Genomic DNA, 24,232 nt, shown 5'->3' on the forward strand with positions numbered 1-24,232 from the left:
CCCATGGCGAAGGCCGGTCCACGAGGTCGTGGACCGGCCTTCGCCATGCGCTCCCTGATCACCCGGCTCCCTCACCGCCGTGGTGCAGCCGGTAGTGCTGGGCGAGCAGATCGCGTCCGTAGTCGTTGCCGTTGGGTGCCCGCACGATGGTGTGGACGTGGAAGCGGGCCGGCTCGGGATTGGTGAGGAAGACACCAGGATGGTTGTCGTACTCGACCAGGAGTACGGGGGAGTGGATCCGGTAGTAGAAGGCGCATTCGTCGTCGTGGCCGCCGCGCCAGGCGAACCGCGTCTCGTCGAAGTGCTCACGGACCAGTGCCAGGGTGCGCTCGGCCTGTGAGGTCGGAAGGCGGTCGAGGTAGACCCGGATCAGCTCCACCAGGCCGTCACGCTGGTCGGGCGGCAGGCTCGCCGCGACGATCCCCTCGGGCGGCAGGATGAGGTTGTCGCTTCCCGCGCCGGCGAGATGCCGTCCGTTCCACGGACCGGCGAGCTCGGGTGGGAGGTCCTGCGCGGCCAGCGAGGACCCCATAAGGAACTCGTCCTCTCGGTTGGGATCCAGGGTTCGGCGCAGTGCCAAGGCGACCTCGGTCTCGTCGCCGAAAGCGTGGACGCCTTCGAACCGTCCGGTTCCGGTCGTCGGTTCGGCACCGAGGAACACCGGGGCCAGGACCACGTGTCCTCCGACGAAGACGCAGTGCAGGTCCACGTGGTGGCCCATCAGCTGCCAGCCCCACGGGGAGCCGCCCGAGGGGGTCCCGAAGACGGTGAACCAGTAGGCGAACTCCGTGAGGGTGTCCCGGTAGTCGTCGATGAGCTCGCCCAGGTTCTGGTTGAGCGCCATCGCCGCGCGCACCTGGGCGTAGCCGGCAGGGCTGAGGCTCGCCCCGATGACGGCGAGCGCGCGGTCGCGGGCGCGGGCGTCGAGCCGGTCCAGCCGCATGCCCTTCGGGTGCCAGGTCGGGATCGCGTTCGTCCACAGGCGCCATTCCGGGGCGTCCATCGGCAGGGCGCCGACCGCCTTCTGGTGCGGCGCCAGACCGTCGAGGTAGGCGCGGGCCGCTGTCACGGCGGAGCGCGGGGACGTCCCGGCGCCGTCGAGACGGTACAGGCCGGTGCGCGGCGTGCCGTTCTCGGTGATGCCGACGAAGGGCTCGCGGTGCCGGCGCAGGCCGGCCGTGAGCTCGAACGCCGCCTCGGCGGGAAGCAGGTCGTCGAACAGATGGGAGTCGACGATCGGCAGCTCGCCGGGAGCGGTCGGCACCGGGAGGTCTCCCGGGTGTCGCTGGTGAGACATCAGTCTCCTTATTCGGTGGGCACGGCCAGGACGTCGCCCGGCAGGAGGAAGCGGTTCTCGATCCGCCGTGCGGCGACAAGCCATCGGGGGGCCTCCCCGTCCGGCCCGCCGATCCGCACGAAACGGTCGAACACGTCGGCGACCAGTACCGGAACGGTCGTCGGCACCGGCGGCTCGCCGTCTTGTGCGTGGAGCACCAGGACGGACACGGCTTCGACGAGATCGGTCTCGTGCCGCAGGATGTGGAGGTTGGACATCAGGTGCCGCGAGACGCGCGGCCCGCGCGCGGTGCGGGCGCTGTACACGCCGTCGATCTCGTCGGTGCCGCGGAAGGTCCGGCGCGAGAACGTCAGCTCGGCGTCGGCGGTGAAGAAGCCGGAGGCGGCCGAACCGTCGCCGTGGTCGATCTCGAACCACAATGCCGTCACCAGCATCGAGAGCTCGGTGTGTACCAGGGCGAGGGTCTGTGTCTCGGTGGTCATCGGCCGGCTCCCGTCGTGGCGCTGTGTACACCGCTGACCAACGTGCGTGCGGCCTGGCGCAGCATCGTGGTGTCGGCCCCCAGGACCAGGAAGCTGTATCCACGGTCGTTCAGCAGCTCCGACGCGTTGCCCGAGGCCGTGGTCCCCACAGTGATGTGACGCTCGGCGCAGCGTCGTTCGGCCGCTGCGATGAGGGTTGCCAGAGCGCTGTCGTCCTCGCCGAACCCGGCGGAGACCGCGAGATCGGTCGGGCCGATGAAGACCGCGTCGACACCGGCGACCTCGCCGATCTCGACGATCGCCTCGAGCGCTCCGACACTCTCGGCCTGGACGACGAGGCGAACGTCGTCATTGCCCGTCCGCAGGTAGTCGCCGAGGGCTTCGAGCCCCCACCGGCCGGCCCTGCCGGAGGTGCTCGCCCCGCGTCCCCCGAGCGGAGGGAACCGGGTCGCGTGCACCGCTTTCCGGGCCTGGCCGACATCGCCGACCTGCGGGACGAACAGGCCGGCCGCACCGGCGTCGAGCGGGACCTGCACATCGCGCGGCGCGGTCCCGGCGACCCGGACGAAGGGCGCGAGCCCGCAGCCCCGGGCCATCCCGATCATGGTCGACGCCGTGCGGGTGTCGATCGCGCCGTGCTCGACGTCGATCACGACGAAGTCGAACCCGGCGAGCGCGAGCAGCTCGACGCTCTCCGGTGCCGGGAGCTTGACCCAGGCTCCGAGCCGGGGGAACGGATCGCCCTTCACCGCCGGGCTCCCTGGTAGTCGCCGGCGTTGAGCACCCAGCCCTTGGCGAGGAAGTCCTCGCGCGGCGGGGCGAAGACGTCGATGAGCGTGTGCGGTCCCGGGCCCACGGCCCGGGTGGTGTGCACGACGGTCGGCGGTATCAGGGTCATCGAGGGACTGCCGACCTGGACGTGCTGATCGTCGCGCCACTCGCTCATCCGGGGAGTCCACGGGACCCGGAGGTGGTGGGCGTAGTCCCCGACCAGGGTCACCGACAGCTGCTCGAAGTCCTCGTGGGAATGCGGCGAGAGCCGTTCGGTGTCGCGTGGGCCCTCGTGCACCGGAAACCAGTTCACCATCAGCGAGGCCGTCCTGAAGATCCGGCCGAGGCGTCCCTCCTCGTCCGGTATGTCGCGCAGGCGATGTATTCGGATTCCGTCGCCGCTGTTGTCGCCGTTGCCGTCACTGCCTGCGTTGCCGGGCTCCGGTAGCGGTGCGGTCCGTGGGTCGGCGCCGGCGGCATGGTTGACGGCCCGGCTCATCTGCTCGTCGCAGTGGGCGGTGAACACCCGCGCCACCGTGGTCGAGGCCACCGCGTGCACGGAGCTGGTGCCGGCCGGCACGACGACGAGTGCGGGCTCGGATACGGCCACTGATGCTCGACCGTCGTGCTCCACGCCTACGACGGCATCGTCCTGGACCAGCAGGACGTACTCGTCGGGCAGGTGGTGTGCGGCCAGGCGGTCACCCGCTTCGAGCTCGGTGATCGCCACGACGAAGTTCCGGCCGCACACCGACCACGTCCTGCTGCCACCGGCCGTGACCGAGTCCGGATCACGCTGTGAGATCTCGTCGACGACGGGGGTTCCTACGATTGCGGCGCTGCTCATCGGGCCTCTCCTGGCGTGCTGCGTGGACGACACGAGCCTCCCGCCGGCTCAGCCGGGGATCAATCGCGAGTTTCCGAGCGCACCGATCGGCTGAGCCGAACCATCGGCGGCTCTCACCCCCCTTCGAGCTCCTGGCGCACGGTGGCGGCGATGCCCGTGAGCCCGGCGCCGAGCTGGCGGCGTTGCTTGCGCGGCGCTGAGCGGATCGAACACGAGGCGCTTCACTCGCGCGACGTGCTCCGGTGCGCTCGCGGCGGTCTTCTGCCGGCCGGCATCGGTCAGCGTGGCCAGGGTGTACCGGCCGTTGGCCGGATCGGGCGGGCGCACGACCCGGTCACGGGCCTCGAAGCGGTCCATCACCTTCGACAGGCGAGGCAGGGTACTGCCGAACTCCCGGGCCAGGTCGCCCAGGCGCATCGTGGCCTCGTCGGCCATCGACAGCCGGGCCGGCAGCCACGGCCCAAGCGCCGGGCGATCGAGGGGATCGGTCGCCTCGGACGCCTCCCAGTCATCGTGTTCGGAGCCGTGCGGCAGGAATATCAGGTCACGACGACCGATCGGATAATCTGACGCCGCACGGGTAACCGAAGCCACCCCCGCCGCCACCGATCTGGGAGGGCCACACCGCATGACCGAGGAACTGGGGCCGGATACCGGCCCGCTGCTGCCGGACTGGCTCCCCCCGGAGATCGACCAGACCAAGCCGCATCCCGCCCGGATGTACGACTACATGCTCGGCGGGAAGAACCACTTCGAGGTGGACCGCGAGGCTGCCGAGGTGGCGATGCAGGCCGCGCCCGCGGCCCGGGCCATGGTGCTGGAGAACCGGGCCTTCCTCGGCCGCGCTGTCCGGTACCTCGCCGAGGCGGGTATCACGCAGTTCCTGGACATCGGCACTGGCCTGCCCGGTGTGGGTAACACCGGCGAGGTGGCGCGTGCGGTCCGGCCCGAGGCGCGGGTCGCCTACGTCGACTACGACCCCATCGTCGCCGTCCACTCCCGGGCCCTGCTCGCCGGCGATGAGAACCACACCGCGGTGGTGCTCGCCGACGTGCGCGAGCCCAAGTCGATCCTGGAGCACCCGCAGGTCCGTGAACTGCTCGACTTCGACCAGCCGGTCGCGGTTCTGATGGTCGCGCTGCTGCACTTCGTCGCGCACGAGGAGGACGCCGCCGGCATCGTGGAGACCTTCCGCGACGCCCTGGCCCCCGGCAGCGCCCTGGTGATCTCGCACGGCACCGACGGCGGCCAGCCCGAGGTCTCCGCCGCGGCCCGCAAGGGCTGGGACAACGCGAAGTCGAAGCTCGTGGTGCGGGACCACAAGGAGATAGCGGCGTTGTTCGGCGACTTCGACGTCGTCGAGCCCGGCGTCGTGCAGCTGCCGCTGTGGCGCCCGGACGGCGAGGTGCGCGCGGACTGGGAGACGATCTGGCTGGACGGCGGGGTCGGCTTCAAGCGCTGAGCGCGATCGCGGCGGTTCTTGGATGGATCGCGGCGGTTCTTGGAATAGTGGGTCGGGTCCGGTGTCGAGAACGCCGGACCGGTTCCGTCCCAGGGGTGCAAGCGGCCGACGGAGCCGCGCGACACCGAAGGAGAACCGCCATGACCACCACCCCCACGACGAACGTCCGGAAGATCCGGCGCATGGACCACGTCAGCATCAACGTCGAGGACATGGACGCCGCGAAGCGCTTCTTCCTCGACGGCCTCGGTATGGAGCTGGTCGGCGAGGCACAGGTCGGCGGCGAGATGGTCGGGCGGATCATCGGCCTCGAGAACCCGATGTCCGACGTGGTCTTCGTCCGCACGCCGGACGGCCACAGCCAGATCGAGCTGGTCAAGCACCTGGCCGCCCCCGACAAGCTCGGCCCGCACGCTCCGGCGTCGAACCGCCTCGGGCTGATCCACATCTGCTTCGAGGTCGAAGGCTTGGAAGGGATCCTCGCCGACCTGCGCGCCCAGGGCTACGACACCATCGGCTCGGTCGAGAACTACCAGGACGCGTACCTCATGTGCTTCCTTCGCGGCCCGGAGGGCATCATCGTCGAACTGGACGAGGACATCAGCGCGGGACAGAAGGGCTGAGGGAAACGATCATGAAGTATCTCCTGCTCAAGCACTACCGCGGCGGCCCGGCCCCGGCCGTCGACTTCCCGCCGATGGACCAGTGGACGCCCGAAGAGGTCGACGCCCACGTCCAGTTCATGCGCGACTTCGCCGCCCGGCTGCACGAGTCCGGCGAGTTCGTCGACATGCAGGCGCTGTCCGCCGACGGCACCTTCGTCCGCCACGCCGGGCAGGGCCGGCCGCCGGTCACCGACGGCCCGTTCGCCGAGACCAAGGACCTGATCGCCGGCTGGTACATCATCGACGTCGACTCCTGGGACCGCGCGGTCGAGATCGCCGGCGAGCTGTCCGCCGTGCCCGGCCCCGGCGGCGAGCCGCTGAACGAGTGGCTGGAGGTCCGGCCCTTCCTGGGGGCCGAGGCCCCGAAGTCCTCCGAATGAGCCGAGCGAGCCGAGTGAGCGGACTCGACGAGCCGCTGCTCCGGGACCTCGTCCCGGCGGTGATCGGCGTCCTCGTCCGGCGCGGGGCGGACTTCGCCGCGGCCGAGGACGCCGTCCAGGAGGCGCTGATCCGGGCGTTGCAGACCTGGCCGGAGGACCCGCCGCGCGACCCCAAGGCCTGGCTGGTCACGGCCGCGTGGCACAAGTTCGTCGACGCCGCGCGCGCCGAGACCTCGCGCCAGCGCCGCGAGCTGGCCGTGGACGCCGAGCCGCCGGCCGGCGAGGTCGCCGGCGCCGACGACACGCTGCGGCTGTACTTCCTGTGCGCGCACCCGACGCTCCCGGCGGCCGCGGCCCTCGCGCTGACGCTGCGTGCGGTCGGCGGCCTCACCACGCGCCAGATCGCCCAGGCCTGCCTGGTCCCGGAGGCGACCATGGCGCAGCGCATCGTGCGGGCCAAGCGCCGGATCGAGGGCCTGCCGTTGGACCAGCCCGGCGATCTGGCGACTGTCCTGCACGTGCTCTACCTGGTCTTCAACGAGGGCTACGGCGGCGACGTCGACCTGGCCGCCGAGGCGATCCGGCTGACCCGGCACCTGGTGGTCCTGACCGACGGCGAACCCGAAGTCGCCGGCCTGCTGGCGCTGATGCTGCTGCACCACGCGCGGCGCGCCTCCCGCACCGGCCCCGGCGGCAGGCTGATCCCGCTGGCCGAGCAGGACCGCGCGCGCTGGGACACCGCGCTGATCGCCGAAGGTGTGGAGATCCTGCAGATCGCGCTGGCCAAGGACCGGCTCGGCGAGTATCAGGCGCAGGCCGCGATCGCCGCCCTGCACGCCGACGCGCCAAAGGTCGCCGAGACGGACTGGGTGCAGATCGTGGAGTGGTACGACGAGCTGCTGGCCTTCACCGACAGCCCGGTGGTCCGCCTCAACCGCGCGGTCGCGGTCGGCGAGGCCGACGGGCCGCAGGCGGGCCTGGCGGCGCTGGCGGGCGTGGACGCCGACGTGCCCCGGCACGCCGCGGTGGCGGCGTACCTGCACGAGCGCGCCGGGGATCTGGAAGCGGCCGCCGAGCTGTACGCGGACGCGGCGCGCGCCGCCGCCAGCGTGCCGGAGGTGGAACACCTCACGCGGGAGGCGGCTCGGGTGCGGCAGCTGTCGCGCTCCTAGCTGCCGCACCCGAGCCGGGCTTCGGAATCGGCCTACTGCGCGGCCCAGGCCGCAGCCTGCCGCGCCGCCAGCGCCGTCAGATCCCCGAGCGCGACGTTGTAGTCCACGACGTGCGTTCCCAGATCCGAGGTCTGCGTCGAGGTCGGCAACAGGCCGCCGAGGTCGGTGAGCTCCAGCCACGAGGCGCCGTCCTGGTTCTCGCACTGCCCGAGCAGCTCGCCCCGGAAGTGCGCGAAGCCGGCCGGGACGTCCGGCAGCGTGTACCCGGCGGCGACGACGGCGAGGTTGCCGTTCGGGAGCAGGGCGTTGCCGTCGACGAGCTGGCGCGAGGGCAGGTAGGAGTCCAGGGGTTGCTGGCTGTCGGGCGCGGCGCCGGCCAGCAGCGCGTGCGGGTTCGTGCACGCGATCTGGTACCCGGCGCCGGTGGGCCGGCCGAACACCGCGGTGGCGCCCGGGGCCTGGCCGGCCGGCTCGTTGTAGCTGGAGTAGGCCACCACGCAGCCGAACGTCGTGCCGTTCGAGCACAGCGGGATGTGCTGGAACGTGGACCCGGCGTCGGTGCCGCCGCCGTCGGCCTCGCCGACCGGCACCTGCACGTTCCCGCCGAGCAGGTACGCCCCGACCAGCTGCCGCTGCATCGCCGCGTTCCCGTCGATCTGGTTCTGCATCAGGGTGATGAGGTCGGCGCTGCCCTGCGAGTGCCCGATCAGGATCACGCCGCGCCGCTGGCCGGTGGCCGGGTCGACGTTGTCGTGCGTCCAGTAGTCCTGCCAGGCCTGCGCCACGTCCATCTCGCCGGTGGCCAGGTCAGCCGGGGACTTCAGCACGAGTCCCAGCGCCACCTCGGTCAGCGGCGCCTGGCGGTATACGGGCACGAACATCCGACAGGTGCCGGCGAAGCGCTCGGCCTGGGCCAGCGTCACCGCCATCTCGGCGTCGGTGGGGGTCGGTGGCAGCGAGCCGACCTGGAGCAGCGGGTTCGGCAAGGTGTCGATCGTCGGATAGATGTAGAAGCAGTCCACCGGCGGCGCGGAGGGGATCTGGAAGGGTTCGTCGACCGCTCCGACGTCCTCTGTCTTCCCGCTGGGGTAGTGCACGGTCGGGCCGCAGGGGTCGTTCGTCAGCGCCGGATTGCACAGCCACACCGGTGCTGCCAGGGGAGACGCGGCCGAGGTCGCCGATGTACCCGAGGTGGCGGATGTGCCCGAGGTGCCCGAGGTGGCCGATGCCGGCACCGCGGCCACGAGTCCTGAGATCAGCAGCAGACCGGCGGCGAGCGCCGGGTACGTCCTGGTTCGCATCATGCGTGAACTCCTTCAGGTGAGCGGGACCATGCGCCGACCGGGCGGCAGGCTGACGGGGGGTTGGTCGTCGCGCAGGCTGAGGTCGACGGGGACCGGGGAGTCCACGAGGACCGACAGGTCGTCGACGCGTACTTCGACCGGACCGTGCGGCGTCGGCACGGAGCCGCGGGCCCAGTCGAGGTCGCCGAGGCGGGGTGCGACGCGGACCCGGGCGTACCCGGGCTCCGCGGGGGTGATGCCGAGTACGTACACCAGCAGGTCGCGGCTGGGGGTCGCGGACCAGCCGTGGCAGGCGCTGCCGCCTTCCCACGTCTCGCGCAGGGCCGTGGGCCCGGCGTCCAGGAGCTTGCCCCAGTCGCGGCACAGATCCGGGACGCGGTCGGCCGCGCCGAGCAGCGCGAGCGCGTCGTGCACCAGGTAGCGGAAGAACGGCTGCGCGCCGACGACCAGGTGCTCGGTGTCCCAGTCCGGCACCGGGGCGGCGAACATCGCGGCCGCCGCCGGGGCGCCGTCGGCGTCGCTGCCGTGCGCGGCCACCGGGGAGCGGGTGAACATCGGCGCGCGGTCGAGCAGGAAGGTGCGCAGCCGGACGTGGCGCTCGGTCGGGACTATCTCGGCGCAGACCGCCGCCGCGCTGGTGTGTTCGCTGACCGAGGGCTGCACGACGCCGTCGATCATCTGGTCCCGGTAGGCCCACCGGTCCTCGTCCCAGAACACGTCGAAGCCCTGCGCCAGCCGGGTGTGCAGGGTCCAGGCCCAGCGGGCCCGGCCGGAGTCGCCGAGCCAGTCGGCCATCTCGGCGAAGTCCGCCAGCGCGCGGGCGAACAGCGCGTTCAGCGCGGCGCTGGTGGCGCTGGCCGGGACCGGCGACCAGTCGACGAGGACCCAGCCGGTGACGTCGTGCAGCAGGCCGTCCTTGCCGAGGAAGGGGGTGAACCAGCGTAGGACGTTCTCAACGGTCGGCATCAGGCCGCCGACCAGGTCGGCGTCGCCGGTGTAGCGGTAGAGGTTGTGCACGGAGCGGATCCAGTGCAGCGACCAGTCGGGGATGCTGACGATGCCCGGGTCGGCGGCGTCCCCGGCCGCGACCATCGGCAGCAGGCCGTCCGGGCGCGGCCGCGCGGCCAGCACCGGATGCCAGCGCGCCAGGCTCCAGTCCGGGTTCGCGACCAGGTCGACGGACTGGTGCACGACCGAGTCGCCGGTCCAGGCGCGCTGCTCGCGGGTGGGGCAGTCGATGTAGGCGTCGTGTGCGGTGAGGTCGACGGTCCGCAGGCCGGTGGCGTGCACGCGGTTCAGCAGCGGATCGCTGCACGCGAAGTACGGCCCGGCGGGGCGGGGACGCAGGCGCTCGACGACGGCGAGGTCGTCGAGCGTGAGGGGGCTGGCGGTCAGCAGGAGCAGGTAGCGGCCGCCGGAGGGGTCGTGGGCCTCGAAGGCGTCGGCGCGGCCGCGGGCGGTGTAGTGGAAGGTCTGGGCGCTGGCCAGGGCGGCGGGCTTCGGGGTCTCGACGAGCGCGCCGGTCAGCGTGGTGCCGGCGGGGGCGGTGAGGGCGAAGCGGACGGTGCCGCTGACGATCTTGCCGAAGTCGACGACCAGGAGGTGGCTGCCCGGCGGGACGGTCAGGCCGGGGCGCCAGGCGCCGGGGTCGGTGCGGTTCTCGCCGGTTTCGCGGAGGGCGGTGGTGAGGTGGTCGGCGGCGGTCGAACAATCGCTGTGTTCGACAAGCGCGGTGAGCGATACCGACTCCGGGTACTGCGGCGTGGCCGTCAGCTGCGGAATCGGGCGCGCGAGCACCGCACCGTAGGGATCGGCGGGCGGCCTGCTGCGTCCGGTCCCGCCGACGTGGATCGAGGCGACCACGCGCGCCGCGTCCCAATCCGAGTCGTCGAACTGCGGCGAGGCCCACTCCGGGTCCAGTTCCCGGGCGTCGAAGACCTCGGGGATCTGCGGCGAGATCGTCGTCAGCGGCCGGGACGGGGTCCAGGCCGTCGCCTCCTGGCACAGCCAGCTGTCGTCGGTGGCGATCCACTGCTCGCCGACCCGCAGCTCGGCGACCAGCGAGCCGCCGCCGAGCGTGAACGTCGTCGGCGTCGGCAGCCACCACGCGGTGCGGCTGCCGTAGAAGCGTGCGAACACCGCGACGGTGTTGTGCCCGGCGCGTAGGACCGGGGCCGCGTCGCCGTGGTCGTAGCGCAGCTCCCGCAGGCCGTGGCGGATCGGCCCGCGCGACAGCTCGACTCCGTTGACGTACAGCACGTACCGCGAGTCGGCGGTGATCCGGAACGGTGCCTCGTCCGGTACCTCCGCCAGCTCGAACGACCTGCGGAACAGCACCCGCCGGTCGTAGTACTCCGGGTCCAGTGCGCCGTTCATCGGATTGTCGGGCGCCGGGGCTCCCACGCCGGTCTGCGCGGTCCAGATCCACTGTCCCCGCCACGCCTGGGTCGCCGGAATGCTCATCGTTGTGCCTTTCTCGCAGGGAGGGGACGTTTAACGCACGCCGCGTACCGGCCGTACCGCCAGCGCGCCGGCGATTGCGAACAGCGCCGCGACCACGTACAGCGCGCGGTAGTTGTGACCGCCGCCGATGGCCAGCACGAGCGGGGCCAGCGCGGGCATCAGGATCTGCGGGACGGCGCTGGCGGTGGTGAACACGCCGAGGTCCTTGCCGGCGTCGCCGTCCTGGTCGGGCAGCACGTCCGCGGCCAGCGCCAGGTCGACGGCCAGGTACGTGCCCAGCGCGGCGCCGGCGACGGCGAGTCCGACCTCGAACACGGCCAGGTTCGGCGCGCCGGCGGCGACGACCGCCCCGACCCCGAACAGCGCCGCCGCTACGCCGACGAAGATCTTGCGGCGTCCCTGCCGGTCGGACAGTCGCCCGCAGTAGACCGAGGCGGCGACCATGAAGGCGACCATTACGACCGTCGAGACGCCGACCAGGCCGGTGGAGGTGTCGGAGGAGTAGTGCAGCTCGTCCTGGAGGAAGTACTTCATGTAGAGCTGGATCGCGGCGAAGGCGCCGATCATCAGGAACCTGCTGAGCCAGGCCCACCCGAAGTCGGGGAACCGGCGCGGGTCGACCCAGTAGCTGCGCGCGACGGTCGCGGCCGTGAGCGGCGGCAGCGCCGTCTCGGGCGGCAGACGCCGGTCCGGCAGGCGCTGCGCCAGCCGGAGCGTGAGGGCGGCCGCGATGACGCCGGGCACCAGGAACATCCCGGCCGGCGAGGGCTGGAACACGACCGCGATCCCGGTGCCGAGCACCGGTGCGACCGCGGTGGCCAGACCGACCAGGCCCCCGATCCGGCCGCGCACGTCGGTCGGGAACTGGTCCGGCAGCACCGCGCTCAGGGCGGCGCCGCTGGCGTTGTAGCCGCCCTGCGCGACGCACCACCCGACGGCCAGCAGCCACACGCTCGGCGCGAACGCCATCACCACCAGCCCGGCGAACCCGACGCCCACGCCGCCGGCGATCCACGGCCGCCGCATGCCGCGCCGCGACCGGCAGCGGTCGGTGAGCCGCCCCGACACCGGCGTGACCAGCAACGCGACCACGGCGGCCACCGCGACCACGGCCGCGAGCGCGCCGTCCTTGTGCGCGTGGTCCAGGTGGTCGATGCGGGTGGCCAGCGACGAGGTCAGGACGGTGATGGTGGCCAGCGCGTTGCCGAACACCGCGGCCACGTACAGCGCGGTGAACCGCCCGGCCGGCTTCCGGGTCGCGGCGGGGGTGGAGCTTCCGTCGAGGGCGACAGCGCTCATGGCGGGCCTTCCGGACGAGTTCTGTTTACTTAGGACTCAGTAAAAATTATCCTGGGGCTGTGACGCAAGAGCAACGCCGAAGAAACACGACGGACCACCGACCGGGCTTCGCGACCGGCGGCGGGGGTGGTGGTGATAGAGATGAGCGCGTGACGGACGGCGAACGCGGGGGCAGGCCTGGGCCGGAGCGCGGCGGCGAGCGGGCTGAGCGAGCTGCGCGCGGCGGCAGGCGCGGATCCGGAGACAGCGCGGCTGGCGGCGATCCGGGCGGCGCCGAGCTCGTGGTGCGTGGCGGTGAGCGCGGTTCCGAGGACCGCGCGGCCAGCAGCGCACCTGTCCCCGAGCGAGTCGGCCGGGCCGGCAAAACCGCCCGGGGCGCGCGTCGGCGTGCCGAGATCCTGGATGTCGCCGCGCACCTGTTCGCGCAACGCGGCTATCGGGGTGTGGCGACCGCGGAGATCGCGCAGCAGATCGGCATCACCGAGCCGGCGCTGTTCTACTACTTCCCGACCAAGGCCGCGCTGCTGCAGGCCGTCATCGAACAGCGCGACGCGGCGTCCCGGGGGATCGTCGCGGATCTGGCCGCGCTCGGCGGGCTCGCCGCGATCGACGGCATGCCCGCCTTCGCGCGCCGGAACCAGGCTGATCCGCATCTGGTGCGCCTGTTCGCGGTGCTGGTCGCCGAGAACCTTGATCCCGACGATCCCGCGCACGAACAGTTCGCCGAGCGCTATCGTCGCCTGCGCAACGCGATCGGGGACATGATCCGGACCGCGCAGGCTGCCGGGGAGATGCGCCAGGACGTCGATCCGCATGCGAAGTCGGTCGAGATCGTGGCGTTCATCGACGGGCTGCACACGCAGTGGCTGCTGGACCCGCAGGACATCGACCTCGTCGCGATGGTTCAGGCCTACGCGCGTGAGCTGGTGCTGGAGTTGCGGGTCGGCGGCACGTAGTCAGCGGCCCGTAGCGCGGTCTCCGCGCAGCGTCAGCACCGTGCTGGTGACGGTTGCGACCGCCTTCCCGTCCTCGCGCACCACGTCGCAGACGTAGTGCGTGATGGTGCGGCCGGAATGCGACGGCCGCGCGTGCGCCGTCAGCGTGCCGCGCCACACCGGCCGCAGGAAGGTGGCGCGGAGGTCGATGCTGGTGAACGACTCGCCGGGCGCCATCAGCGTGGAGTGCGCGGTGCCGATCGCGGCGTCGGCGAGTTCGGTGATGAAGCCGCCGTGCACGGTGCCCTGCTGGTTGCCGTGCCTGCCGGCGGCGTCGACGCCGACCTCGACCGCGGCCGTGCCGGCTCCGACGGCTGTGATGCGGAATCCGAGCAGCTGCGAGATCGCCGTCGGATACCGCAGGTGTGTCTGGTCGCCGGGGGAGAGGGTCCCGGCGAGCTGGCGCTGGAGGAATTCCAGCACGGGCATGGTGACCTGTGGTTCGAGCACGCCACCAGGCTAGAAGCCGTATCCTGGGACAATCAACAAATTGTCCTGAGGACGCCGGATGCGCACCGAGCACTACAAGACCATCGCCGACGAACTCGCCGCCGCGATCCGCTCCGGCGACCTGCCCGCCGGCACCCGCCTGCCGACGCACCGCGAGCTGGCCCGCGACCGCGGCGTCGCGGTCGCGACGATCAGCCGCGTCTACGCGCAGCTCACGGCCGCCGGTCTGGTCAGCGGCGAGATCGGACGCGGCACGTTCGTCCGCGACCAGAGCGGCTACAGCGGCCTGGAACCCCGACGGCTTCCGGTGCGCGAACGGATCGCCGACCTGTCGTTCAACCAGCCGCTGGCGCCGGGGCAGGGCGAGGCGCTGCGGCGTGCGCTGCGTGAGCTCGCCAACGAGGGCGATCTGGAGGCGCTGCTGGCGCAGCATCCACCGGGCGGTCGGGAGCGTGATCGGGCCGCGGTGGCAACGTATCTGCTGGAACGCGGGCTGGACGTGCCGCCGCGGAACGTGCTGCTCACGACCGGCGCGCAGCAGGCGATCGACGTCGCAGTCAGTGCGCTGCTGAAACCGGGTGCGGTGGTGGCGGTGGACGCCGTGACGTACCCCGGGATGAAGCTGGTCGCCTCAGCGCGGCACATCGAACTGGCCGCAGTGCGCTGCGACGCAGGCGGGACCGACATCGATGAGCTGGAAGCATTGTGTGCGCGAAGAACCGTGTCAGCGGTCTACCTGATGCCGACCGTCCACAACCCACTCGGATTCGTCCTCGACACCGAGCAAAGAGAGCGGATCGCAGCGCTCGCACGACGCCACGACCTGGCAATCATCGAGGACGCGACCTACGCCTTCCTCGAATCGGCAGCCCCGCCGCCGATCCAGACGCTGGCTCCGGAGCGGACCGTCTATCTCGGCAGCATGTCGAAGAACCTCGCCACCGGGCTCCGATTCGGCTACCTCGTCGCACCCGATCAGCTCCTCGGCGCGGCCACCCGAGCGTTGCGCACCTCGACCTGGGGGACCCCGAGCCTGATCACCGCCCTGGTCACGCGCTGGCTGCGCGACGGGACGGTCGAGAAGCTGGAGGCCGAGCGTCGCGCCGACGCCGAGCGGCGGCAGGCGACGGCCCGCGAGACGTTCGCAGGGCTCGACTACGTCGCCCACCCCGCTGGCTACTCCGGCTGGCTCCCGTTGCCCGAGCAGACGCGCGCCGACCAGGTCGCGGCCCGGCTGGCCGAGCAGGGGATCCTCGTCTCCGCCGCCGAGGCGTTCGCGGTGCCGCCGTTCGCGCCGAACGCGCTGCGCCTGGCCCTGGGCTCGGTCGAGCTCGACCGGCTCGCCACGGTGCTGCGAAGCGTCGCGGATCTGGTCCGCTCGATGGAACCGGTGCCGGTGTGACAGCCGGGTTTGGGGCCTGCGCCGGATCGCGCGGAGGATCCGGAGCACTCGATGTAGCACTCGATGTAGCACTGGACGCAGCATCGGACCGGCATGCCGTCAGATCTCCACCGTAGCGAGATTCCAAGCTCACACTTGTGTCGCGGTTGCTACCGCCGCAGCCAAACGCTGACTCACCGCCTGACAGCCAGCTCCATATCCTCCATCTCGACATCCTCCCCATCAGCGTTCTGCATCCGCACCCGCACCGCCGAGCCGCTCCGCGTGTCGACGACCTTCAGCGGCGCCGCGTCGTCCTGCAGGTACTTGTCGCCCCACTGCATCAGCCCCAGCACCACCGGCAGCAGATCGCGTCCCATCTGCGTGAGCACGTACTCGTACCGCGTCCGCTGCCCCGGTTCCCGATAGGGCTGCTTCGCCAGCACCCCGAGCTCGGTCAGCTCCTTCAGCCGCGCCGCCGCGACCGCCTCGGTTACCCCGACGCGGCGCGCGAAGGCGTCGAAGCGCGTCGTGCCGTAGTACGCCTCGCGCAGCAGCAGGATCGCCGAGCGGGTGCCGATCGCGCTGATCGCCTTGTCGATCGAGCAGTGCTCGGCCTTCCAGCGGTCGCGGTCGGCCAGGACGGGTTCCAGCTGCATCGCCATGTGACCCACCTTACCTTGACTTGAGTCGACCATAGTCAGGATCTATTCTCTAACTATGGTCAACAAAAGCCAGAACGAAGGGGGCAGGGTCATGGCGACAGCACGGGACGCGGTGATCGTGGGGGCGGTCCGCACTCCGATCGGCAAGGGCAAGCCAGGTGGCGCGCTGTCCGGCGTGCATCCGGTGGACCTGCTCGCGCACACGCTGCGCGCGCTGGTGGAGCGGACCGGTGTGGACCCCGCTCTGGTCGAGGACGTCATCGGCGGCTGCGTCGACCAGGCCGGCGAGCAGGCGATGAACACCACGCGCAACGCCTGGCTGGCCGCCGGGCTGCCGGAGACGGTGCCGGCGGTGACCGTGGACCGGCAGTGCGGCTCGTCGCAGCAGGCCGTCAGCTTCGCCGCGCAGGGCGTCATCGCCGGCGCCTACGACCTGGTCGTGGCGTGCGGCGTGGAGTCGATGAGCCGGGTGCCGATGTGGTCGAACGCGGCCGGCAAGGACCCGTTCGGTCCCGGCGTCGCGGCCCGCTACCCCGAGGGCCTGGTCCCGCAGGGGATCAGCGCGGAGTTGATCGCGGCGAAGTGGGGCCTCAGCCGCGAGCGGCTGGACGAGTTCTCGGCCGAGTCGCACCGGCGCGCGGCGGCGGCCCACGCCGCGGGACGCTTCGCTGACGAGATCGTGCCGGTCCCGACCGAGGCCGGCCTGGTCACCACGGACGAGTCGGTGCGTCCGACGACGACCCCGGAAGTCCTGGCCGGCCTGCGCACCGCTTTCGAGGACCCGAACTACGCCGAGCGCTTCCCGCAGATCGACTGGTCCGTGACCGCCGGCAACAGCAGCCCGATCAACGACGGCGCCGCCGCCCTGCTTATCGCCAGCGCGGAGACCGCCGAACGGCTCGGCCTGACCCCGCTGGCCCGCCTGCACAGCTTCGCCGTCGTCGGCGACGACCCGATCATGATGCTCACCGGCATCATCCCCGCGACCGAGAAGGTGCTGCGCCGGGCCGGCCTGAAGCTCGACGACATGGGCCTGATCGAGGTCAACGAGGCCTTCGCCTCCGTGGTCCTGGCCTGGCAGGCCGAGACCGGCGCCGACCTGGCGAAGGTCAACGTCAACGGCGGCGCCATCGCCCTGGGCCACCCCCTCGGCGCCAGCGGCGCGCGCATCATGACGACGCTGGTGCACGAGATGCGGCGGCGCGGCGTGACCTACGGGCTGCAGACGATGTGCGAGGCCGGCGGACTGGCGAACGCGACGATCATCGAAGCGCTCTGATCAGCCCGAGACGCCAAGGGGGCGCCAAGCCTGACCGTCGGCTACAACTCCGCGAGCCAGCGGTGCTCCGGATACACGCCACCAATGAGCCCGGCCAGCCGTTCGCGCTGCGCCGGGCTCAGCTCCGGCACCACGCCCTCGAAGTCCCGCTGATCCTTGCGCCGCGCGTGCTTGGCCTTGAACAGCAGCGCCAGCTCAGGGGCCAGATACGGGATGCCGTCAGCGGTGCGGCAGATGACCTCGTCGTAGGGCAGCCGGATCGTCGGGGTGTGCCGGCAGATCCACGCGCCTCCCTCATGCGGCTCGCGCATCACGTCGACGAGGTAGTCCCCGCTGGCCGGGTCGCGCAGCCAGGTTTGGTGCGTGGCGGCGATCACCTCGGGGGTGGCGTTCTCCCACAGCTGGTTCTGGCCGACGCCGTCGAAGACGTAGCCCGGAAAGAGCCCGCTGATCTGGCCGAAGTCCGCGGCGGGGATCGCGATCTCCAGGTCGGCGTGGCGCCGGGTCTGCCGACCGAGGAACAGGTCCAGCGCCCAGCCGCCCGCCACGTACCAGGGTGTGGTGACGCCGTCCAGCCGCCGCGCGATCTCTGGCGGCGTCCAGGCGCGGGCCCACCTGTCGTCGAGGGCTTCGATGTCGGCGGGGGACAGGTCGATCCAGCCGTCGTTCTCTGATTCGCTCACCAGAGTGAACCTACCAAGGTTATCGGGCCACTCTACAAAACCGTTAAATCAGTAGTCTCCCTCTATCGCCCCGCCGAACACGCAGGTCCGATGCTGGACACGGTAATGCACCCGCCCTGAAAAGGGCGAGGTCGGGCGGCACTGTGTGGGGGGATCCATGACATCGAGCACATCAAAACAACGTTGGCACAGATGGTCCTTAGGCGGCCTGAGTTCCCTGGCGCTGGCCCTCGGGAGCGTCGGCGTGGCCGTCGGCCTCGTCTCCGGGCCCACCGGGACGGCGCACGCTTCCGGCGGCGCGCCGGCGTTCGTCCAGCAGGCCTGGGCGCACGCCGGCGGGGTCAGCGCGCTGACGGTCAAGCCGACCGCAGCCGTCGCCACCGGCGACCGGCTGGTCGTCGAGGTCGGGGTGTGGAGCGTCGGGGCGGCGACGGCCGGCTCCGTGACCGACTCCGCGGGCGACGCCTACACCGAGCTGACGCACTTCACCGCCTCGGACGGCACCGAGATGAGCGTCTGGACCGCGCAGGTCACCTCCGGGGGCGGCACCATCCCCACGCTGACCGCCAAGCCGACCGGCTCCGCCGACGTCGGCGTGGCGATGCTGGAGTACTCCGGCGTCTCCAGCATCGGCGGCGCCTCGGTCGTGGACGTCCAGGGGCACGCCACCGGCAAGACCTCCGCCGCCGGTACCGTCGCGGCCGGTGCCACGGCGCCGACCACGGCCCCGGGGGAGCTCGCGCTCGGCTTCTACGCCGACTCCGGGTTCGGCAACACCCTGACGGCCGGCTCCGGGTTCACCAGCCGGGTGAACGTCTCCCAGGTCAGCGACATGGAACTGGCCGCGGAGGAGCAGCTCACCGGTGCGGCCGGAGCCACCCCGAACGCCGCGTTCGGGACCGGCGCCTCGACGATCTGGCTGGCCGCGACCGTGGTCCTGAAGCCCGAGGGCACCGGGGCCGCCACCGCGCCGGGTACCCCGACGAACGTCGCCGCCACCGCCGGCAACGCCTCGGCCGGCCTCACCTGGAGCGCGCCCGCGGACGGCGGGTCGCCGGTCACCGCCTACACCGTCACGCCGTACGCCAACGGCGTCGCCGGCACCCCGACCGTGGTGACCGGCACTCCGCCGGCCGCTTCGGCGACCGTGACCGGGCTGAGCAACGCGGTGCCGTACACCTTCACGGTCAGCGCGACCAACGCCGTCGGCACCGGCCCGGTGTCGCAGCCCTCGAACACCGCGGTCCCGGACCCGGTGCCCAACGGGCAGTTCGGCGCGCTCCAGACCTGGCCGATCGTCGCCGTGCACTCGGCGGTCCTCGACGACGGCAAGGTCCTGGTCTGGGACGGCTGGCAGAACCCGCAGCCCACCCACGTCTACGACCCCGCGACCGGCACGTTCACCACCGCCACGCCGTCCGACAGCCTGTTCTGCAGCGGCCTGGCCAAGCTCCCGGACGGCCGGGTCCTGGTGGCCGGCGGCTACGGCGCCTCCTCGACCGGCATGCTCGGCATCGCCGACACCAACATCTTCGACCCCGCGACCAACACCTGGACCCGCGCCGCCGACATGCACCTCAAACGCTGGTACCCGGACCTCACCGAGCTGCCGGACGGCCGCTACGTCGCGCTCAGCGGCAACTCCTCGGACGCCAACACCTGGTCGGACACCCCCGAGGTCTACGACCCGACGGCCAACACCTGGACCCTGCTGTCCGGCATCAGCACGCCGCAGGTCCACGAGGTCGAGTACCCGTTCTCCTACCTCGCGCCGAACGGCAAGATCTTCACCATCGGCCCGGAGGAGGACGTCTCCTACTGGCTCGACGCGAACGCCCAAACCTGGACCTCCGTCGGCCCCAGCGGGCTGAAGAACGGCTCGGCGGTGATGTACCGGCCGGGCAAGATCCTCTACAGCGGCGGCGCCGCGAGCGTGGAGACCACCAGCAGCTCGGTCGCCGCGGCGGCCACCATCGACCTGACCGCGGCCACGCCGACCTGGCAGGCCGTCGCGCCGATGCACTACCCGCGGATCTACCACACCCTGACCACGCTCGCCGACGGCCGGGTGCTGGCGGTCGGCGGCGAGGCGACCTCGGACCAGAGCGTCGTCACCACCGGCACCCTGCCGGCCGAGATCTGGGACCCGGCGACCAACCAGTGGACGACGATCGACTCGATCGCGGCCGCGCGCAACTACCACTCCACGGCGGTCCTGCTGCCGGACGGCAGGGTCCTGATCGCCGGCGGCGGGCACCCCACCGGCCTGAGCGACCCGGGCCAGTACAACGCGCAGATCTACTCGCCGTCGTACCTGTTCAACGGCGCGCGCCCGACCATCACCACCGGTCCCGGCTCGGCCACCTACGGCAGCACGATGACGGTGAGCACCCCGGACGCCGCCTCGATCGGCGCCGTCAACCTGGTCTCCTTCGGCTCCGACACCCACCAGTCCGACATGGACCAGCACTTCGTGCCGCTGTCGTTCACCGCCGGCAGCGGGACGCTGTCCGTACAGGCGCCCTCCGGCGGAGCGATCGCGCCTCCCGGCGACTACATGCTGTTCATCGTGAACAAGGCCGGCGTGCCGTCGGTCGCGGCCACGGTGCACCTGAGCGCGTCGGCGCCGACGGCACCCGGCGCCCCGACCGCCGTCACCGCGACGGCGGGACCGTCCTCGGCGACGGTCTCGTGGACCGCCCCGGCTTCCAGCGGCGTGCCGATCACCTCGTACACGGTGACGCCGTACGCCAACGGCAGCGCCCTGACGCCGACGACCGTCACCGGCACCCCGCCGGCGACGTCGACGACCATCAGCGGCCTGACCAACGGGACCAGCTACACGTTCGCCGTCACCGCGACGGACTCGGTGGGCACCGGCCCGGCGTCGGCGCCGTCGAACGCGGTGGTGCCGACGAACGTCGTGGCGCCGGTGTTCGTGCAACAGGCCTCGACACACGTCCCCAGCGGTTCCTCGGCCGGAGTGACGCTCGGTACGCCGATCACGGTCGGGAACCGGCTGGTCGTCGAGGTCGGGGTGTGGAACTCCTCCTCGGCGACGGCCACCGCGGTCACCGACTCGGCAGGCAACGTCTATACCGAGCTGACCCACTTCGCGGCTTCGGACAACACGGAGATGAGCGTGTGGAGCGCGCCGATCACCGCCGGCGGCGGGACCAAACCGACGGTCACGGCCAAGGTCTCGTCGGCAGCCGCCGTCGGGGTCGCGACGGTGGAGTACTCGGGCTTGTCGACGGCGGCGGGACTCGCGGCGGTCGACACGCAGGCGCACGCGAGCGGGACCACCGGTGCGGCCGGGACGGTCTCGTCCGGGGCGACGGCGGCGGCCTCGTCGGCGGGTGAGTTGGCGCTGGGGTTCTACGCCGACTCAGGGTTCGGCGACGCGCTGAGCGCCGGCAGCGGCTACACCCAGCGGGTCAACGTCTCGAACACCGGTGACATGGAATTCCTGGTCGAGGACCAGGTTCCGACGGCCGGAGCCACCTCGGCGGCGACCTTCGGTACCGGTCGCTCGACGGTCTGGCTGGCGGGGACGGTGGTGTTCAAGCACAGCTGAGTCATCGCAGAACGGCGGTGGGCCCCGGAGATCTCCGGGGCCCACCAACACAAGCGAACACATCCGAGGCAGCTCGCCTACAGCAGCGCCGTGTTCCCGTGCGCGGAGGACCCCAGGTAGTACCTGCTCCCCGCGAACGTGGCCTTGTATCCGCCGAGCAGCACTCCGACCGAGTCCAGCAGCCCCGGCGAGGTGCTGCACGCCGCGTGGCCGGCGTTGTCCGTCGTGGCGCTGCACAGGAACTCGCCGGTGTTGTCGGTGAACGTGATCTTCTGCCCGACGATCGGCACGCCGTTGCTGGTCAGGGTGGCGTTCAGGTTCGCCTCGCCGAGCGGCAGCAGGGTCAGCGTCGCGGTTCCGGCGGTCAGCGCCGTCGGCAGCGGCTTGATGACCGACACCGCCAGGTAGACCGGGTTGTTGCCGACCCCGATGGTGGCCGTCACCGAATCGGAGGCCAGATTCACCGCCGACACGCTGGCGGCGCCGAAGTCGGCCACGTAGGCCGCGTCGCCGGTCGGCGCCACGACCAGCGCGATGCCGTGCGGTGCGGCGCCGACGGTGAACGTCGAGGTCACCGTCTCGCTCGCGGTGCCGATGACGGACACGGTGCCGGAGCCGGCGTCGGTGACGTAGACCGTGGAGCCGTCCGGGCTCACCGCGGCGCTGTGCGGGCTGGCGCCGACCGGCACGGTCGCCGACACCGTCTCGGTCGAGGTGTCGATCACCGAGACCTGGCCGCTGCCGTAGTCGGGCACGTAGACGTGCGAGCCGTCGGGGGAGACCGCCAGGCCGACCGGCGTCTGGCCGACCGGGACCGTGGCGACGACCGCGTCGGTGGCCGCGTTGATGACGGTGACCGAGGAGCCGCCGGTGTCGGCGGCGTAGACCCGCGACCCGTCCGGCGAGACGGCTAGGCCCTCGGCGCCGGGACCGGCGTTGACGGTGGCGATCACGGCGTCGGAGGAGGTGTCGACGACCGACACCGTGCCGGCGACGTCGTCGCCGACGTAGAGCCGGCTGCCGTCCGGGGACAGCGCGGCGGACTGCGGCTGGCGGCCGACCGGGATGGTCGCCACCACGGCGGGCCCGGAGGCGGCCTGGGTGTCGATGACCGACACCGACGACGCGCCGGAGTCGGTGACGTAGACCTTGTGGCCGTCGGCCGAGGCGGCGATCCCGGTCGGGGCGGCGCCGACCGCGACGGTGGCGACCACGGTCTGGCTGGCGGTGTCGATGACCGAGACCGAGTTCGACGCCGCGTTCGCGACGTAGACGTAGGTCCCCGGCGGCAGCGCCGAGCCGCCGGCCGCGTGCGCGGTGCCGGCGGCCAGCGCCGGGACCACGGTCGCGGCCAGCACGCCGGCGGCCAGGAGCGCCGAGGCGCGGCGGGGGCGGGTGGACCGGGGTCCGGCGGGCTCGCAGGAGTGCGGGGTGAGCTGGGGGGTCACGCGGGCTCCTTCGGATGCGCTGCCGCCCTGCGGTCGGGCGGCGACGGTGGGTGGGGCGGGCTGAGCGTAGGCGCGAGGTGACTCAAAGCTCTGTTTTATCGCGGTCGGGCCCCACTATCGAGAGGGTGGGGCCTGCGTGAGGGAAAGCCCTCGGGGAGGACCGCAGGAAGTCCGTACGGGGCCTGACGAACTGTCGTTCTGATGCTTTCGCGTTCCGCCGCCGACGCCTACTCGCTCCGGTCGTGCTCCCGCTCCTCGACGCCCCGCGCCCACGTGAGCGCCAGCACGCTCCCCGCGACCCCGATGACGATCAGCGCGATCGCCACGCTCACCCCGCCGGCGCCGGTCCAGTAGACGTCCTTCAGCTCGATGAGCAGCGCCGCCTCGTCCACCACCAGCGCCAGCCCGATGCCGAAGAACAGCCCCATCCACGTGTGCCACAGCGGGGAGCGCTCGACGATCCCGGCGGCGCCCACGCAGATGAGGATCAGGATCCCCCACAGATAGTGGTGGATGTGCACGCCGCCGGCGGTGACGTTGCCGAACCCGCGCACGTGCACGTGGATGGCCCAGGTCAGCAGCCGCAGCCCGCCGAACATGACGGTGAACGACCACCAGGCGAGCACCAGTCCACGGCGGGTGGGGTGCACGTCTTTGAGGGTTCGGATGTGCGCCATCGCCATATCATCGCACCATGACGTCCACGGAGCTCCCGGTCCTGACCATCGACGGCAGCCGCTTCGACGATTTCGAGGGCTTCACCGTCGAGTTCACGAAGCTGCTGACGAACTGGACCTGGCACGGGCACCTCGATGCCTTCAACGACATCCTGCGCGGCGGCTTCGGCACGCCGGAGGACGGCTTCGTGCTGCGCTGGCTGGACTCCGCGCGGTCGCGGGAACTGCTCGGACCGGAGAAGTTCGACAAGCTCGTCGAGATCATCCTGGACCACGGCCCGGGCGGCGATCAGGCCGCCTGCGAGGTGCACCTGGAGCTGCGGTAGCCGTACGGGTGGCGCAGCGCTCAGGCCTCGTCGAGCAACGCCAGGTCCGCGGGCACGTCGATGTCGGTGGGCGAGCCGTCGCAGGGCACTGAGAGCACCTCGTGCCGGGCCAGGAAGTCCCGCGCGCCGCGATCGCCGACGGCCGCGGCCGACGCCTCGGGCCAGTGCCGGGCGGCGATCAGGACCGGGTGGCCACGGCGGCCTTCGTAGGTTGCTGCCGCGAGGTCTGCGCCGGAGGCGGTGACGGCGCGGACGGCCTCGGAGGTGACGAACGGCTGGTCCACCAACAGGATCACGGCCGCGCGGCATGGACCGGGGACCGCTGCGAGCGCCGCCAGCCCGGCGCGCAGCGACGAGCCCATGCCGGTCGCCCAATCCTGATTCACCGTTACCGTGCAGCCGGCCAGGTTCGCGCGGAGCTGGACTTCGGTCGCCTCAGCGCCGAGGACGACGACCACCGTGTCGCAGCCTCCGGCGCGCGCTGTGCGGATCGCGCGCTCGACCAGCAGCTCGCCGCCGTGGGACAGCAGGGCCTTGGGGCGTCCGCCGAGCCGTCGTCCGCCGCCGGCGGCCAGAATGATCGCCGCCACGTCCGCATCCACAGTGTCC

At 71.8% G+C, this 24,232-nt stretch carries 23 protein-coding genes; 9 read left to right on the forward strand and 14 right to left on the reverse strand.

All coding sequences use genetic code 11. The annotated features are described in order from the left end of the window. Positions 1–58 precede the first annotated feature (58 nt). Genes ABH920_RS36305 through ABH920_RS36325 form a run of 5 tightly spaced genes read right to left on the reverse strand, consistent with a single transcriptional unit; the run spans position 59 to position 3,991 of the window. The gene (locus ABH920_RS36305; protein WP_370353790.1) at positions 59–1,297 is read right to left on the reverse strand and encodes a DUF3500 domain-containing protein; all 1,239 of its coding nucleotides are present in this window, start codon (positions 1,295–1,297) and stop codon (positions 59–61) included. Positions 1,298–1,305: 8 nt separating this feature from the next. Continuing rightward, positions 1,306–1,779, reverse strand: coding sequence for a nuclear transport factor 2 family protein (locus ABH920_RS36310; RefSeq protein ID WP_370353791.1), 474 nt, complete (start codon positions 1,777–1,779; stop codon positions 1,306–1,308). Then, positions 1,776–2,528 (reverse strand): HpcH/HpaI aldolase/citrate lyase family protein, encoded by a 753-nt coding sequence (locus tag ABH920_RS36315; RefSeq protein WP_370353792.1) that lies wholly within the window; start codon positions 2,526–2,528, stop codon positions 1,776–1,778. The genes ABH920_RS36310 and ABH920_RS36315 overlap by 4 nt, the downstream gene beginning before the upstream one ends. Next, on the reverse strand, positions 2,525–3,397 hold the full coding sequence (locus ABH920_RS36320; RefSeq protein WP_370353794.1) for a hypothetical protein: 873 nt from the start codon (positions 3,395–3,397) through the stop codon (positions 2,525–2,527). The genes ABH920_RS36315 and ABH920_RS36320 overlap by 4 nt, the downstream gene beginning before the upstream one ends. A 48-nt stretch (positions 3,398–3,445) precedes the next feature. Next, entirely contained in the window at positions 3,446–3,991 is a 546-nt protein-coding gene (locus ABH920_RS36325) for a MarR family winged helix-turn-helix transcriptional regulator (protein WP_370353795.1), read from the reverse strand. Positions 3,992–4,025: 34 nt separating this feature from the next. On the opposite strand from ABH920_RS36325, the gene ABH920_RS36330 reads away from it, so the two are divergent. The 4 genes from ABH920_RS36330 to ABH920_RS36345 all read left to right on the forward strand — a co-directional run bounded on the left by ABH920_RS36330 (position 4,026) and on the right by ABH920_RS36345 (position 7,076). After that, the gene (locus tag ABH920_RS36330) at positions 4,026–4,859 is read left to right on the forward strand and encodes an SAM-dependent methyltransferase (RefSeq protein ID WP_370353796.1); all 834 of its coding nucleotides are present in this window, start codon (positions 4,026–4,028) and stop codon (positions 4,857–4,859) included. A 140-nt stretch (positions 4,860–4,999) separates the two neighbouring features. Further along, positions 5,000–5,482 (forward strand): VOC family protein, encoded by a 483-nt coding sequence (locus tag ABH920_RS36335; RefSeq protein WP_370353797.1) that lies wholly within the window; start codon positions 5,000–5,002, stop codon positions 5,480–5,482. An 11-nt stretch (positions 5,483–5,493) separates the two neighbouring features. Further along, the gene (locus ABH920_RS36340; RefSeq protein ID WP_370353798.1) at positions 5,494–5,904 is read left to right on the forward strand and encodes a YciI family protein; all 411 of its coding nucleotides are present in this window, start codon (positions 5,494–5,496) and stop codon (positions 5,902–5,904) included. A 14-nt stretch (positions 5,905–5,918) separates the two neighbouring features. After that, positions 5,919–7,076 (forward strand): RNA polymerase sigma factor, encoded by a 1,158-nt coding sequence (locus tag ABH920_RS36345; RefSeq protein ID WP_370353799.1) that lies wholly within the window; start codon positions 5,919–5,921, stop codon positions 7,074–7,076. Between the two features lie 32 nt (positions 7,077–7,108). Here the strand turns inward: ABH920_RS36345 and ABH920_RS36350 are convergent, their stop codons facing one another. Genes ABH920_RS36350 through ABH920_RS36360 form a run of 3 tightly spaced genes read right to left on the reverse strand, consistent with a single transcriptional unit; the run spans position 7,109 to position 12,142 of the window. Continuing rightward, positions 7,109–8,380, reverse strand: a complete 1,272-nt coding sequence (locus tag ABH920_RS36350) for a DUF3089 domain-containing protein (RefSeq protein ID WP_370353800.1) — start codon at positions 8,378–8,380, stop codon at positions 7,109–7,111. A gap of 12 nt (positions 8,381–8,392) precedes the next feature. Beyond that, complete coding sequence (locus ABH920_RS36355; protein WP_370353801.1) at positions 8,393–10,843, reverse strand: alpha-L-rhamnosidase C-terminal domain-containing protein; 2,451 nt, start codon at positions 10,841–10,843, stop codon at positions 8,393–8,395. 30 nt (positions 10,844–10,873) lie between these two features. Continuing rightward, entirely contained in the window at positions 10,874–12,142 is a 1,269-nt protein-coding gene (locus ABH920_RS36360; protein WP_370353802.1) for an MFS transporter, read from the reverse strand. 149 nt (positions 12,143–12,291) lie between these two features. Here ABH920_RS36360 and ABH920_RS36365 point away from each other — a divergent pair, with 149 nt between their 5' ends. Next, positions 12,292–13,098, forward strand: coding sequence for a TetR/AcrR family transcriptional regulator (locus ABH920_RS36365; protein ID WP_370353803.1), 807 nt, complete (start codon positions 12,292–12,294; stop codon positions 13,096–13,098). On the opposite strand, the gene ABH920_RS36370 is transcribed toward ABH920_RS36365, so the two are convergent. Next, positions 13,099–13,500 carry a PaaI family thioesterase gene (locus ABH920_RS36370; RefSeq protein ID WP_370353841.1) on the reverse strand — a complete coding sequence of 134 codons (402 nt, stop codon included), beginning with the start codon at positions 13,498–13,500 and terminating at the stop codon, positions 13,099–13,101. Positions 13,501–13,645: 145 nt separating this feature from the next. Between ABH920_RS36370 and ABH920_RS36375 the strand changes: the two genes are divergently transcribed. After that, positions 13,646–14,989 carry a PLP-dependent aminotransferase family protein gene (locus tag ABH920_RS36375; protein WP_370353804.1) on the forward strand — a complete coding sequence of 448 codons (1,344 nt, stop codon included), beginning with the start codon at positions 13,646–13,648 and terminating at the stop codon, positions 14,987–14,989. 173 nt (positions 14,990–15,162) lie between these two features. Here the strand turns inward: ABH920_RS36375 and ABH920_RS36380 are convergent, their stop codons facing one another. Beyond that, positions 15,163–15,633 carry a winged helix-turn-helix transcriptional regulator gene (locus ABH920_RS36380; RefSeq protein WP_370353805.1) on the reverse strand — a complete coding sequence of 157 codons (471 nt, stop codon included), beginning with the start codon at positions 15,631–15,633 and terminating at the stop codon, positions 15,163–15,165. A 91-nt stretch (positions 15,634–15,724) separates the two neighbouring features. Here ABH920_RS36380 and ABH920_RS36385 point away from each other — a divergent pair, with 91 nt between their 5' ends. Next, on the forward strand, positions 15,725–16,912 hold the full coding sequence (locus ABH920_RS36385) for an acetyl-CoA C-acyltransferase (protein WP_370353806.1): 1,188 nt from the start codon (positions 15,725–15,727) through the stop codon (positions 16,910–16,912). Positions 16,913–16,953: 41 nt separating this feature from the next. Here the strand turns inward: ABH920_RS36385 and ABH920_RS36390 are convergent, their stop codons facing one another. Further along, on the reverse strand, positions 16,954–17,595 hold the full coding sequence (locus ABH920_RS36390; protein WP_370353807.1) for a nucleotidyltransferase domain-containing protein: 642 nt from the start codon (positions 17,593–17,595) through the stop codon (positions 16,954–16,956). Between the two features lie 244 nt (positions 17,596–17,839). On the opposite strand from ABH920_RS36390, the gene ABH920_RS36395 reads away from it, so the two are divergent. After that, entirely contained in the window at positions 17,840–21,172 is a 3,333-nt protein-coding gene (locus ABH920_RS36395; RefSeq protein WP_370353808.1) for a fibronectin type III domain-containing protein, read from the forward strand. A gap of 77 nt (positions 21,173–21,249) precedes the next feature. On the opposite strand, the gene ABH920_RS36400 is transcribed toward ABH920_RS36395, so the two are convergent. Next, entirely contained in the window at positions 21,250–22,620 is a 1,371-nt protein-coding gene (locus tag ABH920_RS36400; protein WP_370353809.1) for a beta-propeller fold lactonase family protein, read from the reverse strand. 227 nt (positions 22,621–22,847) lie between these two features. Continuing rightward, a complete protein-coding gene (locus tag ABH920_RS36405) occupies positions 22,848–23,297 on the reverse strand; it encodes a hypothetical protein (RefSeq protein ID WP_370353810.1) in 450 nt (149 codons plus the stop codon). Positions 23,298–23,314: 17 nt separating this feature from the next. Here ABH920_RS36405 and ABH920_RS36410 point away from each other — a divergent pair, with 17 nt between their 5' ends. Then, a complete protein-coding gene (locus tag ABH920_RS36410; RefSeq protein WP_370353811.1) occupies positions 23,315–23,623 on the forward strand; it encodes a barstar family protein in 309 nt (102 codons plus the stop codon). Positions 23,624–23,643: 20 nt separating this feature from the next. Here ABH920_RS36410 and ABH920_RS36415 read toward each other — a convergent pair whose 3' ends face one another. Then, a complete protein-coding gene (locus ABH920_RS36415; protein WP_370353812.1) occupies positions 23,644–24,213 on the reverse strand; it encodes an NTP transferase domain-containing protein in 570 nt (189 codons plus the stop codon). Positions 24,214–24,232: the final 19 nt, after the last annotated feature.

It is taken from the genome of Catenulispora sp. EB89 (assembly GCF_041261445.1).
Classification (GTDB): domain Bacteria; phylum Actinomycetota; class Actinomycetes; order Streptomycetales; family Catenulisporaceae; genus Catenulispora.

Excerpts from the sequence above, each read along its gene's own strand:
- ABH920_RS36375 (WP_370353804.1), top strand. The coding sequence starts at position 13,646 with ATGCGCACCGAGCACTACAAGACCATCGCCGACGAACTCGCCGCCGCG.
- ABH920_RS36335 (WP_370353797.1), top strand. The coding sequence starts at position 5,000 with ATGACCACCACCCCCACGACGAACGTCCGGAAGATCCGGCGCATGGAC.
- ABH920_RS36410 (WP_370353811.1), top strand. The coding sequence starts at position 23,315 with ATGACGTCCACGGAGCTCCCGGTCCTGACCATCGACGGCAGCCGCTTC.
- ABH920_RS36360 (WP_370353802.1), bottom strand. The coding sequence starts at position 12,142 with ATGAGCGCTGTCGCCCTCGACGGAAGCTCCACCCCCGCCGCGACCCGG.
- ABH920_RS36405 (WP_370353810.1), bottom strand. The coding sequence starts at position 23,297 with ATGGCGCACATCCGAACCCTCAAAGACGTGCACCCCACCCGCCGTGGA.
- ABH920_RS36385 (WP_370353806.1), top strand. The coding sequence starts at position 15,725 with ATGGCGACAGCACGGGACGCGGTGATCGTGGGGGCGGTCCGCACTCCG.
- ABH920_RS36305 (WP_370353790.1), bottom strand. The coding sequence starts at position 1,297 with ATGTCTCACCAGCGACACCCGGGAGACCTCCCGGTGCCGACCGCTCCC.
- ABH920_RS36380 (WP_370353805.1), bottom strand. The coding sequence starts at position 15,633 with ATGGCGATGCAGCTGGAACCCGTCCTGGCCGACCGCGACCGCTGGAAG.
- ABH920_RS36350 (WP_370353800.1), bottom strand. The coding sequence starts at position 8,380 with ATGATGCGAACCAGGACGTACCCGGCGCTCGCCGCCGGTCTGCTGCTG.
- ABH920_RS36330 (WP_370353796.1), top strand. The coding sequence starts at position 4,026 with ATGACCGAGGAACTGGGGCCGGATACCGGCCCGCTGCTGCCGGACTGG.
- ABH920_RS36320 (WP_370353794.1), bottom strand. The coding sequence starts at position 3,397 with ATGAGCAGCGCCGCAATCGTAGGAACCCCCGTCGTCGACGAGATCTCA.
- ABH920_RS36355 (WP_370353801.1), bottom strand. The coding sequence starts at position 10,843 with ATGAGCATTCCGGCGACCCAGGCGTGGCGGGGACAGTGGATCTGGACC.
- ABH920_RS36310 (WP_370353791.1), bottom strand. The coding sequence starts at position 1,779 with ATGACCACCGAGACACAGACCCTCGCCCTGGTACACACCGAGCTCTCG.
- ABH920_RS36340 (WP_370353798.1), top strand. The coding sequence starts at position 5,494 with ATGAAGTATCTCCTGCTCAAGCACTACCGCGGCGGCCCGGCCCCGGCC.